Annotated in this window: 16 protein-coding genes; 8 read left to right on the top strand and 8 right to left on the bottom strand. The window is 42.0% G+C overall.

The features are described 5' to 3' along the window. Position 1: 1 nt before the first annotated feature. Together HOP38_RS21010 and HOP38_RS21005 are read right to left on the bottom strand one after the other, a co-directional pair. A complete protein-coding gene (locus HOP38_RS21010; protein WP_006072808.1) occupies positions 2–481 on the bottom strand; it encodes a DUF1097 domain-containing protein in 480 nt (159 codons plus the stop codon). A gap of 126 nt (positions 482–607) precedes the next feature. Beyond that, positions 608–1,513, bottom strand: coding sequence for a LysR substrate-binding domain-containing protein (locus tag HOP38_RS21005; RefSeq protein ID WP_006072809.1), 906 nt, complete (start codon positions 1,511–1,513; stop codon positions 608–610). A 374-nt stretch (positions 1,514–1,887) separates the two neighbouring features. On the opposite strand from HOP38_RS21005, the gene focA reads away from it, so the two are divergent. Further along, the gene (gene focA / locus HOP38_RS21000; protein WP_198558900.1) at positions 1,888–3,336 is read left to right on the top strand and encodes a formate transporter FocA; all 1,449 of its coding nucleotides are present in this window, start codon (positions 1,888–1,890) and stop codon (positions 3,334–3,336) included. Between the two features lie 99 nt (positions 3,337–3,435). Here focA and HOP38_RS20995 read toward each other — a convergent pair whose 3' ends face one another. From HOP38_RS20995 to HOP38_RS20980, 4 genes are all read right to left on the bottom strand, one after another. After that, complete coding sequence (locus HOP38_RS20995) at positions 3,436–4,491, bottom strand: YadA C-terminal domain-containing protein (RefSeq protein WP_198558899.1); 1,056 nt, start codon at positions 4,489–4,491, stop codon at positions 3,436–3,438. Between the two features lie 369 nt (positions 4,492–4,860). Next, complete coding sequence (locus HOP38_RS20990; RefSeq protein ID WP_006072812.1) at positions 4,861–5,430, bottom strand: YceI family protein; 570 nt, start codon at positions 5,428–5,430, stop codon at positions 4,861–4,863. Next, positions 5,427–5,969 carry a cytochrome b gene (locus tag HOP38_RS20985; protein WP_198558898.1) on the bottom strand — a complete coding sequence of 181 codons (543 nt, stop codon included), beginning with the start codon at positions 5,967–5,969 and terminating at the stop codon, positions 5,427–5,429. Before HOP38_RS20985 ends, HOP38_RS20990 begins: the two co-directional genes overlap by 4 nt. 160 nt (positions 5,970–6,129) lie before the next feature. Next, positions 6,130–6,366, bottom strand: a complete 237-nt coding sequence (locus HOP38_RS20980; RefSeq protein ID WP_006072814.1) for a DUF2164 domain-containing protein — start codon at positions 6,364–6,366, stop codon at positions 6,130–6,132. A 193-nt stretch (positions 6,367–6,559) separates the two neighbouring features. Here HOP38_RS20980 and HOP38_RS20975 point away from each other — a divergent pair, with 193 nt between their 5' ends. The 4 genes from HOP38_RS20975 (at position 6,560) to HOP38_RS20960 (ending at position 9,851) form a co-directional block, all read left to right on the top strand. Next, positions 6,560–7,204, top strand: coding sequence for a helix-turn-helix domain-containing protein (locus HOP38_RS20975; protein ID WP_006072815.1), 645 nt, complete (start codon positions 6,560–6,562; stop codon positions 7,202–7,204). Positions 7,205–7,238: 34 nt separating this feature from the next. Beyond that, positions 7,239–7,871, top strand: coding sequence for a hypothetical protein (locus HOP38_RS20970; protein ID WP_006072816.1), 633 nt, complete (start codon positions 7,239–7,241; stop codon positions 7,869–7,871). Positions 7,872–7,957: 86 nt separating this feature from the next. After that, positions 7,958–8,746 carry a lipase family protein gene (locus HOP38_RS20965; RefSeq protein WP_198558897.1) on the top strand — a complete coding sequence of 263 codons (789 nt, stop codon included), beginning with the start codon at positions 7,958–7,960 and terminating at the stop codon, positions 8,744–8,746. 313 nt (positions 8,747–9,059) lie between these two features. Continuing rightward, complete coding sequence (locus HOP38_RS20960) at positions 9,060–9,851, top strand: EAL domain-containing protein (protein WP_038222630.1); 792 nt, start codon at positions 9,060–9,062, stop codon at positions 9,849–9,851. On the opposite strand, the gene HOP38_RS20955 is transcribed toward HOP38_RS20960, so the two are convergent. Further along, positions 9,848–10,630 carry a hypothetical protein gene (locus HOP38_RS20955; protein WP_006072819.1) on the bottom strand — a complete coding sequence of 261 codons (783 nt, stop codon included), beginning with the start codon at positions 10,628–10,630 and terminating at the stop codon, positions 9,848–9,850. The two genes, HOP38_RS20960 and HOP38_RS20955, sit on opposite strands and share 4 nt — an antisense overlap. A gap of 182 nt (positions 10,631–10,812) precedes the next feature. Between HOP38_RS20955 and HOP38_RS20950 the strand changes: the two genes are divergently transcribed. Genes HOP38_RS20950 through HOP38_RS20940 form a run of 3 tightly spaced genes read left to right on the top strand, consistent with a single transcriptional unit; the run spans position 10,813 to position 12,299 of the window. Then, positions 10,813–11,505: an AzlC family ABC transporter permease gene (locus HOP38_RS20950; protein WP_198558896.1), complete on the top strand. Its 693-nt coding sequence runs from the start codon at positions 10,813–10,815 to the stop codon at positions 11,503–11,505. Beyond that, positions 11,502–11,819, top strand: a complete 318-nt coding sequence (locus tag HOP38_RS20945) for an AzlD domain-containing protein (protein WP_006072821.1) — start codon at positions 11,502–11,504, stop codon at positions 11,817–11,819. Before HOP38_RS20950 ends, HOP38_RS20945 begins: the two co-directional genes overlap by 4 nt. A gap of 15 nt (positions 11,820–11,834) precedes the next feature. Then, a complete protein-coding gene (locus HOP38_RS20940; RefSeq protein WP_198558895.1) occupies positions 11,835–12,299 on the top strand; it encodes a DUF3429 domain-containing protein in 465 nt (154 codons plus the stop codon). Between the two features lie 22 nt (positions 12,300–12,321). Here the strand turns inward: HOP38_RS20940 and HOP38_RS20935 are convergent, their stop codons facing one another. Beyond that, the gene (locus HOP38_RS20935; RefSeq protein ID WP_198558894.1) at positions 12,322–12,696 is read right to left on the bottom strand and encodes a nitrous oxide-stimulated promoter family protein; all 375 of its coding nucleotides are present in this window, start codon (positions 12,694–12,696) and stop codon (positions 12,322–12,324) included. Between the last annotated feature and the right edge of the window lies 1 nt (position 12,697).

The following is a 12,697-nucleotide window of genomic DNA, read 5'->3' as shown; positions in this document are numbered from 1 at the left end:
TTCAGTCTTTTACTAACTCTTGAGTCGTTTTGACGGAAAGCTGTTGATGTAACCAAAGTCCACTGGCTTTCATTGAATAGCCAAACAGTCCACCAAGCACTAAAGACGGTACAACGATTTGCCAGTCACCATTGGCTGCAAAAGTTGCGCAAGCACCAATAAACGTACCTGGAATGTAACCTAACCAATCACGTTTTGCTTGAAAACACATAAAGAATGAAACTAAAGCTGTCATTAAATAGCCAACGATCTCTAGGTTGACCAGTGAAGAGCCATGAATGATCACTAAAGCCCAAACGACACCAGACATATTGGTTAGTAAGCTTTGTGCTAAACCTTTTACACCATCTTTCGGTGATGCAAAGTAACTTGTACACCCTAGGAACCCGGCCCACGATAACAAACCTAACGACATCGCTGTCCATCCCCAGATGCCAGAGAGAATACCTGTGGTAATTGAAATAGCGATTAGTGGACTCATAAAAGGTTAACCTAGCAAAATGATTGATTATGCTAGGTTAACAAATACACTGAACATTGACGTGATTACGATCACGTTAAGATTATTTACATTACATTGCGTACATTAGTTATGTGATACTCGTCACTACAAAACTGAAGGGCGACCTTTCATCATTCGTAGCCCCTCTCTCTTTGCACATTCAGCTAAAGGGTTCTCGGCCATATCAGCACGCCAGATGAATGACAGTGTGCGTTCCATTTCTAGTTCGGGAACGTTCAACGCAACCAACTGACCAGCTTCAATAAAGCGCTCTACATCAAGATATGGTAAGCAAGTTAGGTATTGGCTATTTGCGACCATGCTACGAAGCACGGGTACGTGCTCGTATTCGCGCCAGACATCTAAGTCTGCAATGAGATGGTGGATGGAGCTATCAAAGATTTTACGAGTACCGGAACCATGTTCGCGCAATACCCAGCGCGCTTGCTCCAGTTGAGCGAGACTCACTCTATCTCTTTTTGCAAAAGGGTGATGGGCAGATGCCACCACTGTCAAGTGGTCTCGACACCAAACTTCTTGGTGAACTCGATTATCGTCGCAACGACCTTCAATAATGCCAAGGTCGTATTTGTAATCCAAAACACCTTCGATAACTGAGTCTGTACTCTGCACTCCCAACGTAATTCTCATTTCTGGGAAGTCGTTGTCGATTGCACTAATAAGATCAGGGACTAAGTGTTCTGCTGGTGTTTGACTCGCACCAAGCTTTAATTCGCCACTCAATAGATGCTGTTCGTAAAACCCCATCTCAATTTGCTGGGCGTCTTGTAACAAGCGTTTCGCTTTTGGACGCAGCCAGACTCCCCAATGGGACAACGCCATCTGCTTCCCCTGACGTTCAAATAAAGGGCGGCCAAGCATTTTCTCTAATTGCGCTAACGACATGCTAGTGGCTGATTGGGTTAAAGACAGCTTTTCAGCAGCTTGACTGACACTTCCTGTATCGGCTACTGCATCAAATACTGCTAACTGCTTTAATGAATATCGCATCTGCTTTCCTTCCACTACTAAATCCAAATTGAATGCCGCAATCAATTCTCAGGCGTCGACCGGACATCATCAGTTTCCCTTATGCTGCCCGTCAGGTGGATTTTTTGTGATTATTATTTCACCACCAAGAATCTCATTAACCTGTCAATCTCTCACTTAAAAACAGTACGTTATGGACAACAGCCCTTATTCTACCTTGTGCAGATTAGTTATCAATATTTCTGATTTAGATTTTAAAAATTATCAATTTTACCACTAGGTACTCTACCCCTTAATCTAGATTCGAACACGGCAAGGGGCCTTGTTCTCGCACTTTGATTAAGGAGTTATGAAATGCGCGAAACATCCAATACGACAAGAGTAAGGAGTCATTAATGGCATCAGCTAGCTCCGACAATCATCTGCTCTTTTCGCCACTTGAAATGATGGCAGAAGCTGAAAAGTTTGCCTTAAGTAAAGCGAAGAAAACCAGTGGGATGACGATGAGTCTGGCCATCATGGCCGGGGCCTTCATTGGGCTTGCATTCCTTTTCTACATCACAGTTACGACTGGAAGTGCAGATGCAGGATGGGGACTAAGCCGATTAGCGGGTGGACTCGCATTCAGTATGGGTCTGATTTTAATTGTTATTTGCGGCGGTGAGTTATTCACCAGCTCTGTTCTCTCAAGCATCTCGTGGGCAAATAAGCAAATCAGTTTCAGAAAAATGCTGTCAATTTGGGGGAAGGTCTATGTCGGCAACTTTATCGGCGCAATGTTCTTGCTGTTGATTGTGTCAGCAGCCGGGCTTTACCAAATGGACAACGGTCAGTGGGGCCTTAACGCACTGAATATCGCTCAACATAAGCTTCATCATACGTGGGTACAAGCTTTTGCATTAGGTGTGCTTTGTAACCTACTTGTTTGCTTAGCGATATGGCTAACCTTTAGTTCAGCGAACGCTATGACGAAAGCTGCAATGACCGTCTTACCTGTCGCTATGTTCGTTAGCAGCGGTTTTGAACACTGCGTAGCAAACATGTTTATGGTGCCACTTGGAATCGTTATTCAGAACTTTGCGGGCAGCGAGTTTTGGGCGGCAACGGGTACAACCGCTGCACAGTTTAGCGACCTAACCCCAATGCACTTTCTCACTAATAACCTAATACCAGTCACGCTAGGTAACATCATCGGTGGCGCGGTTTTGGTAGGACTTGCCAATTGGAGCATCTACCGAAGACCACAACTAAAAGCAGCAAATGTCACTGCAATCACAACAACTACTGCGCTAACGTCAGTAAAGGAGACGCAAATGAACAACAACATCATCGTAAAAGACATCATGAACACTCAACCGGTAACGCTTAGTGTTGAAATGCCTACTGCTGTTGCACTTGATACGCTTCTAGACCACAACTTAACAAGTGCACCAGTCACCGATATTGAAGGACGTTTGGTTGGTTTCTTATCTGTCCACGACGTAATGGTCGACCTTTGGTGTCAAGACTACATTCCGGAGCAAGGTCAGAAAGTAGTGGACTTAATGAGCCGTGATGTCGTCGCCATCAATGCTACCGAAAAATTGGTTGATGTGGCTGAGTTTCTTTGTATCGACAAAGAGCAGCTATACCCGGTGAGCTCTATGGGCATCGCTACGAGTTTCTCTACTCTATCACTTGAAGAACGCGCTAAAGCGATGAAGGTTAGTAAGCCACATGTGCTACCGGTTCTTGAGAATGGCGTCTTAGTAGGTGTGCTGTCGAGAGCAGAAGTTATGAAAGCAGTTCGCCCAATCTATGGTGAGCGCCTGAATATTGTTGAACGTGAGCTTGAAACTGCATAGTTCGACACAAAAGTTTTTGGCTAGGAAATAAGTCGTTTGGCCGAAAAAAGCCCCGGTGTAAAAACCGGGGCAATCTTATTCGTAAAGACTTAGTTATTATTATTTAAAACGGTACTGAACACCTGCGCCAGCAGATACTTGAGAATTAGAACGCTTACCTGCTGTTTCGTAGTTCACAGTCACTGATGACGACCAGTTTGCGTTAAATTGATATGCACCACCAAGAGCAAGAGCTTGTTTAGAACCCGCAGCACCAATACCTACACCCATCGCAAACTCACCTGCATCTTGAACCATTGGACGTGCGTTAGTAACTGCATGAGACGTTGCGACAACACCATCCATGCGGTCTTCTAGGTCTAACATTTTGTTGCCCATTGCTTTCATGTCTTGCTCTAGGTTGTCGATTCGTGCGGTGTTGTTGTTAATCTTCTCATCAAGAGAGCCGTATGCGATCGTAGCCTGTTCAATTGCTTTCTTCTCAGATACCGAAATTCTGCGATTTACTTCATCTGAAATTTCTTTATTACGAGAGTCCTCTTCTATCACTTTGTTAGATTCATTATTATGTATCTTGTCGTCTTCAAGAGTAACTTCTTTTACATTGGCGAGATACTTTTTGGAAAACTCGAGCTTCTCTCTATCAGTCATATTAGCTAGCGCATTAGCTACATCACGAAGGTCTTGACCAGCATACTCAACGTCGTCAATCACTACTTTCTGGTTGCTATTGATAGCTACATCCAAGCCATCGCGAACCTTGTCTACAACTTCGACGGCACGAACAGTATCTTGCATTACGTCATTAGAGCCATGGTCATCGTTAGCAACAATAATCGTGCCTCTATGTTGATCACCACCTTTTTCTGTTACAAGAACACTAACATTTTCGTGCTTGTCTAGTGCTAACTGAATTTCCTCTCCGTTTTTTCCTTCTAAAACAGCCTTTCCTGTTTTGGGATCAAAATCTTGTGTAATTTTGCCCATTGGATTTCCGTCAACGAATAAGTAGTCGTCGCCATCTGTGCTTGTCATAACCGTAAATTGACGTTCATCAATAACTACATTTCCATGATCAGTGCTTGTATTACCACTTGCAGCTACACATGTCGAAAAAATAGATGTTAGAGTTAACGCCATTAGTGTCTTTTTCATAATTAAATTTCTTCGTATCAATAAGGAAAATAGGATTTATTATTTGGCGACTATCCCTTCGCCCTATCGAAACATCAGCCACTCACCGTAGACCAATCATTTCGCCAATTACCGAGCCGTTCCGTTGGTAACTGGTGTGCTCATTGCTGAGAACGAGGCGAATGTTAGATACAAAGATTTTTCTAATGTAGTTGAAGAAAATTAGTTATTTATAGAAAGCAGTTAACGAAATATTAGTAAATGATTCGCAACTTAAGAGAAAAGGAAATCTGACGATAGTTATCAGTATTTTTGATTTAGTTTGGTTCACAAAAAAGCCCCTTTAAAAAGGGGCTTGAAAAATCAAATTAGTATGCTGATAAGAAATGGTTATTTCTTCACGCCTTCTACGTGAAGTTCCATGTCAACATAGCTTGAATCGCCCATGACTGGAATCTTGAAGTCAGCCAATTCTAAACGGGTAGTACCATTAAAGCCTGCACGCTCGCCACCCCAAGGGTCTTGTCCTGCTCCGATAAACTCTGCTTCAATCGTGATTGGTTGTGTCACACCGTGAAGTGTTAGGTCGCCCATCACGTCAAGTTTGCCGTCACCCTTGTCTTTTACACCAGTACTTTTGAACGTTGCTTCAGAGAACTTGCTTGCATCGATGAAGTCTGAACTACGGATGTGTTTGTCACGCTCAGCATGGTTTGAATCTAAGCTTGTAGTATCAACAACGACTTCTACCGCTGATGCGTCAATGTTTGCTGGATCATAGCTGAACTCGCCTGAAAAGTTGTTGAATCGACCTTTAATAAAACTATAACCAAGGTGACTCACTTTAAAGTTAATAGAGGCGTGTGCACCCTTCGTATCAATTACATAGTCTGCAGCATTTGCACCTAGCGGCAACATCATTGCCACTGCCATTCCTGTAGCGATTAGTGTCTTTTTCATTTCGAAACTCCTAACATTTTTCGAAGAGTATTATCTTTGTTAATAAAGTGATGTTTTAACGCGGCTAGTGCATGTCCAGCGGCGGCAATAATAACGAACCAAGCAGCATAAAAGTGAACTTCGCCCGCTATGTCAGATTGGTTAGCAAACAACTCACCTGCACCAGGTACAGTGAACCAATCAAATACTTCTATGCCCCTACCATCTGAGGTAGAGATTAAATAGCCACTGACGAATATAACGACCAGAGCTAGATACATCAGTAAGTGGCCAACTTTTGCACCTAATTGTTCAATAGCGTGGCCTTCAATTTTTGGCGTGGCAGTGACACTTTTCCAAAGAAGACGAAAAACCGTCAAACCAGCTAAGAGAATACCTATCGACTTATGCCAATGAGGAGCTGTTTTGTACCACTCGCTGTAGTAGGTTAAGTCAACCATCCATAACCCAACGGCAAACATTCCTATAATCACAATCGCAGAAAGCCAATGCAGTGCTCTCGCCATAGGGTTATAGTTTTTTACTTCGTTTCCAGTCATTACCAATTCCGTTATTTGATATTGCATCTCATTTAGTATCTTAACAACCATACAACCTTTGAGATACAGTATTTACCTAAATTGACACTTTAACGATAATCACTCTTTGATAATGTTCTTCAGTTTTTTCGAACAAGATATTTATTTATCAATTAGTCACTTAGCTATCTTCTGGCATTTCTATCTCATATAACTCATCACTAATGTCCATAATTTTCCGTTCAAGTACTTGTTTGGCATCATCTAACCCCTTGTTATAGAAGGCGGGACCTAGTTTTTTGATTAGGAAATCTAGTAAAAACTCACCATCGAACTGCCCTAAGTCATAGTCAAGTTCATCACTAAAATAGGTTTGTAAATCACTAATGAGCTCTGCTCTTTTTTTGCTATCGAACATGTTATTCCTAATTATTTGTTACAATTAAAGGGTTAACTATAACACTGCTTAAGTTAAGGCAAGTATTCCGCAGTGGATCTCAATCCCGCTTTCACAATTTTCCACGCAAGTCTCATAATCTTTGATTATTTTCCTTATAAGTTTCATTTTTGAAACCCATAAACTATCATAAAGACAATTTTATGGAGGAAGCATGACCGACGGATATCAAGAACGCATTTCTACACTGCTAAAAGAGAAAAATATTACCAATAACGAGTTGGCCGAAGCGATCGGAAAAGGTAAAGCCACAATAGGACGTTACCTCACGAAAGGCCCAACACGTACTTATCCGTCTATTGAAGATCTTTCATTAATCGCTGATTATTTTAAAGTGCAAGCGCATTGGCTTTGCTTTGGTGTAGGCGACAAACATACAGACGCTGAAGATATTACCCATGCAGCAAACCAAAGTGCGATCACTGTAGCTGTTTATAATCGTACAGAGGTCAATGCACTGTTAAGCGGCGACATGCCACCTTCAGTCGGATCTATACCTGTTCCTCCTGAATACAAAGAATGTTTTGGCGTAATGTACCCAGTTACTGGGTCCGTCTCCTATAAATGGGATTGTATCGCGCTCGTTAATCCAAATAAGCCTTGGGTTAACGATGACATCGTACTAGCAAGACTTCCGGGTAACCCCTATCCGGATTTTTTTACTCTTGTTAAAGTTGGTACCATCATCCACGTCTGGTATGGCGACGACACAACCAAGAATGCGATCCATCAAGTCAGTGATAATGATATTGATGTGTTGGGTGTCGTGCGTTGGGGCACTTGGGAAAAACGAATCTAATAAAGATTCCGTTTCAAGGAAGAGGGATTTTTCATTGTTGCAAGATATCGTAGTTCATAGTATTCGCAACTTTCAAGCAGACTGCCAAAAACTCTGCCACCAGCACTACCCTGCCGTCCATAATGGTGGAATGACCGAACATCACCTCGGACTCGCATTTGCAAGACGAGTTTCCGCAAGCTTTATAAGCTTGGGCCATAAGGCAACACTTGCACCTTTAGATTCGAAAGGCGATTCGGCAAGCTCATGTAATTATCGGGTCAGTTCTTCTTTGGGGACTATTTGGATAATCACTCATCATTTCATTAATGCTAACTCTGCAAGTAAAGAGCGCCTATTTACTCACCTTCAACAATGGCAAGCAGAGAATCATTACGCCATTCAATCTAAGGATATTTTGGTGATTGTTGCCGACCACTGGATCAATCGGTGTGCTCAGAGCAGAGCAATTATCCATTGGTGGCAAAATACACTGCCACCCGATCTCGACTGTTATGCCCGCCAAGGAGTTAAATTGCTTGAGGCCGATAGTTCACTTAGCGGCTCACTTCGAAATCGACTTGCGATGACACCTAGCTTCATTAATTTCACTCATCCGTTAAAACGAACGGCTAATCAAGACCCAGTATTAAAGTACGTTCAGCTTTTCGCCATTATTTATCCATAACCCCCTTTGTTTTTCATGGTAGTTGTCATCAAACTTTAACTACAATTTCTCATAGTGGTTCCGTTACTAACCAAACCAGAGTTGAAGTGAAAAGTCTCAAACGATACCAATATGAAAAATACGCTGTGTTGTGTAACTTGGCATACCCTCGAGTATTCAAACAAACACGCTACGGTTTCGATCCTAACGGACAACGAATTGTCGCCAATAGATCTGGAAAAACCGTCGTTCGTATTCTGTGGAGCCAAAACAAAGAAGAAGCGGTCATCGTAATTAAAGGCTCTCACAGTCCTACTGATTGGTTATTAAACTTCGCTATGTGGCAAAGAAGCTGTCGACACTTTGGGCTCAACTACTCCATCCACGCAGGCTTTCACTTTATTCTTAACCAAGAAAGCCAACCCACACACAAAAAAGACCAGCTAGGTCTTTCTGTATTCGAACGCACGATGAGCATCGCTTCTGAGTTGATTGAGAATGGTAAACGTATCGCGATTACAGGTCATTCCTCTGGTGGCGCGATCGGATGTATTATTGCTGATGCACTTGAACAAAAATACCCTAAGTCGATAAAACGCATTGTTACGTTTGGCCAACCTGCTATTGGGGGTTATGGATTTAAAAAGCGTTTTAAATTAGCCCATAAAACTTACAGAATATGTTGTGACCTCGACGTCGTCACGTTTTTACCGCCCATTCCATTCACGTACTGGCACGTGGGAAAAATGTTATGGCTCTACAACGGGCGCATTTATGAAAACACACCTTCATTAGTGAGGTTTGGGCGTTCATTAGTATCCTGGTTAGCCCGGCCTTTTTCCTATCATTTAATGAGCAAATACATAAGGAACAAGGATTTCTTTGATGAACGTTAAAATGAGATGTGTTTCAAAAAAAACATACAAATCTATAAAAAGTTAATCGATTACATTAATCAATACTATTGCTATCGCAAATATGAGACAGATCAACGTAGTTAAGATTTTTGGCCGAGTTTTGTCTGCTTTTTATACAAGATTTCATCAAATTATAAACACTGAGACAAATTCACTTTCAAAAAACGTTAATGGTTCACCTTAGCTCAGCCAATAATAGTGATATTTATCACAGATATCATTCAGTTACTGAATTTGACATCCGCGATCAGCGTGCCATGATAGTTTGAATTTCATTTATAAAACGCTGTAAATGCTGCTAACCGATAAACATCAATTTTCCCAACGAATAAGACTCGATCGTTCAGGGTGCTGTATTGCAACCTATAAACACTTGACCTTAAAAAGTGTGTTCCAGCCTATATTCAATATAAGAAATGAAATAATCGGTATGGAAGCATTGGTTCGCTTATTTGACCAAAATGACGAGCCAATTCCACCCAATCTATTTTTCCAGAATGACGAAATTTCATTAGCCGATCAACTCAATGTGGACAGATTAAGCCGCGCCATTCATCTGCGTAATTTCAGTATGTCCTTGTACAACAATCGACTTATATTTCTTAATTTCCTTCCGATCTCTAGTGAAAGGCTGGCGGCAGAAGGATTGAAATCATCACTGTTAATGTCTCGACTTAAAGCTTTGCAAATCGATAATAAAAGAGTCGTTGTTGAGCTTGTGGAGTTAACGGCCTTTAGTGCGAGAACATTGGCTTCAGCTGCACGCCAGCTAAGTAACGAAGATTTTCTAATTGCTATCGACGATTTTGGATGTAAAGAATCAAGTCCAGAAAGGGTTAAGCAAGTTAGACCTAATATACTAAAGTTGGACCGTCAGTTGCTTACTGAGTATATGAGTGGAAATCAACGACCGTTACTAACGGGTTTAAAACTTGCTAAACAATCGGGTGCGAAGACCGTAATAGAAGGTGTAGAGACAGAAGAACAACATGTTGCGATGAAAGCGCTGAAGATCGACTTCTATCAAGGATATCACTTGGCTATGCCAACTGCTTTGCTTCCTAGATTGCAACAAGTGGTTTAAAATCGTTTACCTAACATAAACGTCACGCCTTCCCTCGTCTTACCACTCTGCGCCATTAACGAGGCTTCCCAGTTATCACTGAACTCTTTTTGCATTCCAACCATTGTCGACCATCTACTTGAAGTTTGTTTGGCACTAAACCGGATGTCTGCAAACTGTCCTTTAAGTTGCCTTTGATAATCTTGGTACTGTCCACCGACTACAACTTTCCAGCCGCTGTCCCCGATATTAAACCCTACTAGCGGAGTCACCACCAAAGCATCCAAATCAACACCTACACCGGAGACAGCTGTAGAGACATATTGTGCATCTATGGTCGTAAAAAACTGTTTATGCCCATACGCTAAGGTTGTGCCTATCGATGTAATGGTCGACGTCGTTGCCATTCCATTAAGTTCTAGCTTTGCAATGTTGTCGTTAATTAAATCATTAACACCAATTGATATGTCCGATGTAGTGATCGCTTTGCCTATCATGGCGTTAAAACCCCAAAAAGGCAGCAACCAAACATCACCTCTCACCGCAATAATACTCGTTGTATTTACCGTTTGACTTGCTCCGTCCGGCAATAAGTCCCCTACCGCCTCACCGTCAACTTTAAAGTCGCTCAAGTTCATTAAGTCTTCTTGCTGATGAGTAAACAAAGATATCCCGATAGGTTTGGGCAGCCTAATTCCAACGCTACGTACTCGATCTCCAAAGAAAGGCAGAGTACGACCAAAATCTTCGTCCTTTACTTTTAAATGAGACGAAACGGCTGATTCATTGGCTAATGCCATGGTGCTTATCAATGTCAAACAGAAAACAACGTTACGCATGAAACTAGATAGAGCTCTAATAATATTAAGGGGAGCAAGATATTATCAGGTCGTCAAATACAAAAATAATTTTGATTTCATATATCTACACACTTGAAAATTGACATTACAAATACAATCTCTTGCTTACAAAGGAGTGTTATATGGAAAGTTCTAAAACCAAATTCAAGAGGCTCACCCGAGGAACTATAGCGATGATGCCGCTTAGTCTAGCGGTAGTACCATGGGGTTTTCTAGCCGGTTCATTTGCGATCGATTCTGGTTTATCACCACTAGAAGGACAAGCGATGAGCGCAATTCTTTTTGCAGGAGCGGCTCAACTTGTTGCTATGGGTATGATTAAGTCTGGCGCAACCTTGTTGGCTATGGTCATCACCATTTTCTTTATTACCTCTCGACATTTTTTATATGGACTCTCAATGAGAAACCATATTTCTGTCTTACCGTTACGTTGGCGAGTCGCGCTCGGTTTCTTGCTCACTGATGAACTTTTCGCTCTTTGCGGCCACCACGATCCTAAAAAGTTTGACCGTTGGTACGCACTCGGAGCGGGGCTATCATTTTATTTGATATGGAATATCGCTACCTTCGTCGGTATCGTCATAGGATCCCAAATACCAGATTTACAGCAATACGGTTTAGAGTTCGCGGTAGCGGCAACGTTCATTGCTATTGTAGTGCCAAACATAAAAACGACGCCAATTTTCCTAGCAGCATTGTCAGCTCTTTTGGCATCTGTCGCGTTTGCCGCGCTTAATATTGGTATGGGTTTAGTGTTGGCAAGCCTAATTGGAATGACAGTGGGTTATGTGAGTGAAGAGAGACTCAAACGATGACGTATTTAGTTATTTTAGTGTTGACCGCCGTAGTATTTATAAGTCGTTATTTGTTCTTAGAACCCAAAGTACCGTTGCGGTTGAGTAGTTCTGCTCAGCGATTTTTAAGTTACGCGAGTCCTGCTGTTCTAACCGCTATTTGGGGACCTATAGTATTTCTACCTCATGGAGAATTGTCACTTGCAGATAACTTACCTTATATGCTCGCCGCAACGTTTGCTGTTGCTATGGCATGGGTAACCAAAAATGTTTTATTAACGACAATAGTTAGCATCTTAGTATTTCTCGTCTTAAACTTGTTGATATTCAAGTAATAATAGGAAGCCACTATGATTGCTAAGGAGCGACTCCAACTTGTAAAGATGATGAACTGGTTGGGCTATCTCGGATTAATCCCCTTTGCGCTTTGTATCGCTAGTTTTAATGCCAATGCAGAACTTTTCGGCATAAATACCAGAATAGTCTTCATCGCGTACAGTGGGATTATATTGAGCTTTTTGTGTGGCATTCTGTGGTCACATGCCTTGTCTGGCGAAAACAAACCACTGTCGCTGCCTATGCTTTTACTCAGCAATCTGATTTGTTTGATGGCTTGGCTGGTTATTTTGATTGCTCCACAACAGTTTCAGCTAGCATTAGTAGTATCAATGGTGGGGTATATCTGTGTTTGGGCCGTAGAAAAAGTCAAGTTATCTACGGCAAGTTCATCCTTCCCTTCAACCTACTCGACTCTACGCAATCATTTAACATTGGGTGTCCTTGTTTCACACGTTATTGCGCTCGCAGGCTCATAATTCCATTAGCTATCAAACGCGCTTACTTAACTTTACGCTTCGCTCGATTAGACTGCCCCGCCTCGGGCTTCTTAGGAACCTCTCTTCTCTCGTGTAAAAGGTGTCGAATTGATAAGATCGGGTGTGGCAGTAACATTCTTGGTCCAGAATAAACCATGACTTCTTTCATCTGAGCTTTAGGTTCTGGTTTATAACAGTGTATCGGACACTTGTTACACGTAGGCTTGGACTCACCATATGGGCAACGATCCAGTTTTGTCTCAGCGTAGACCAGCAATGATTTGCAATCTTCACACAACTCATCGCTTCCATGATGCTGTTTGCAATAAATGCGCATCATCGCAGAAACTGTCTTAAATTCTGTGGCTAGTGCGCCTTTGAGAAGGTTGCTTTTCATT

Origin of the sequence: Vibrio mediterranei (genome assembly GCF_013364395.1) — a bacterium.
Lineage (GTDB): Bacteria > Pseudomonadota > Gammaproteobacteria > Enterobacterales > Vibrionaceae > Vibrio > Vibrio mediterranei.
This window is presented reverse-complemented; position numbering and strand designations above follow the sequence as displayed.

Excerpts from the sequence above, each read along its gene's own strand:
- HOP38_RS21010 (WP_006072808.1), bottom strand. The coding sequence starts at position 481 with ATGAGTCCACTAATCGCTATTTCAATTACCACAGGTATTCTCTCTGGC.
- HOP38_RS21005 (WP_006072809.1), bottom strand. The coding sequence starts at position 1,513 with ATGCGATATTCATTAAAGCAGTTAGCAGTATTTGATGCAGTAGCCGAT.
- focA (WP_198558900.1), top strand. The coding sequence starts at position 1,888 with ATGGCATCAGCTAGCTCCGACAATCATCTGCTCTTTTCGCCACTTGAA.
- HOP38_RS20995 (WP_198558899.1), bottom strand. The coding sequence starts at position 4,491 with ATGAAAAAGACACTAATGGCGTTAACTCTAACATCTATTTTTTCGACA.
- HOP38_RS20990 (WP_006072812.1), bottom strand. The coding sequence starts at position 5,430 with ATGAAAAAGACACTAATCGCTACAGGAATGGCAGTGGCAATGATGTTG.
- HOP38_RS20985 (WP_198558898.1), bottom strand. The coding sequence starts at position 5,969 with ATGACTGGAAACGAAGTAAAAAACTATAACCCTATGGCGAGAGCACTG.
- HOP38_RS20980 (WP_006072814.1), bottom strand. The coding sequence starts at position 6,366 with ATGTTCGATAGCAAAAAAAGAGCAGAGCTCATTAGTGATTTACAAACC.
- HOP38_RS20975 (WP_006072815.1), top strand. The coding sequence starts at position 6,560 with ATGACCGACGGATATCAAGAACGCATTTCTACACTGCTAAAAGAGAAA.
- HOP38_RS20960 (WP_038222630.1), top strand. The coding sequence starts at position 9,060 with ATGCTGCTAACCGATAAACATCAATTTTCCCAACGAATAAGACTCGAT.
- HOP38_RS20955 (WP_006072819.1), bottom strand. The coding sequence starts at position 10,630 with ATGGCATTAGCCAATGAATCAGCCGTTTCGTCTCATTTAAAAGTAAAG.
- HOP38_RS20950 (WP_198558896.1), top strand. The coding sequence starts at position 10,813 with ATGGAAAGTTCTAAAACCAAATTCAAGAGGCTCACCCGAGGAACTATA.
- HOP38_RS20945 (WP_006072821.1), top strand. The coding sequence starts at position 11,502 with ATGACGTATTTAGTTATTTTAGTGTTGACCGCCGTAGTATTTATAAGT.
- HOP38_RS20940 (WP_198558895.1), top strand. The coding sequence starts at position 11,835 with ATGATTGCTAAGGAGCGACTCCAACTTGTAAAGATGATGAACTGGTTG.
- HOP38_RS20935 (WP_198558894.1), bottom strand. The coding sequence starts at position 12,696 with ATGAAAAGCAACCTTCTCAAAGGCGCACTAGCCACAGAATTTAAGACA.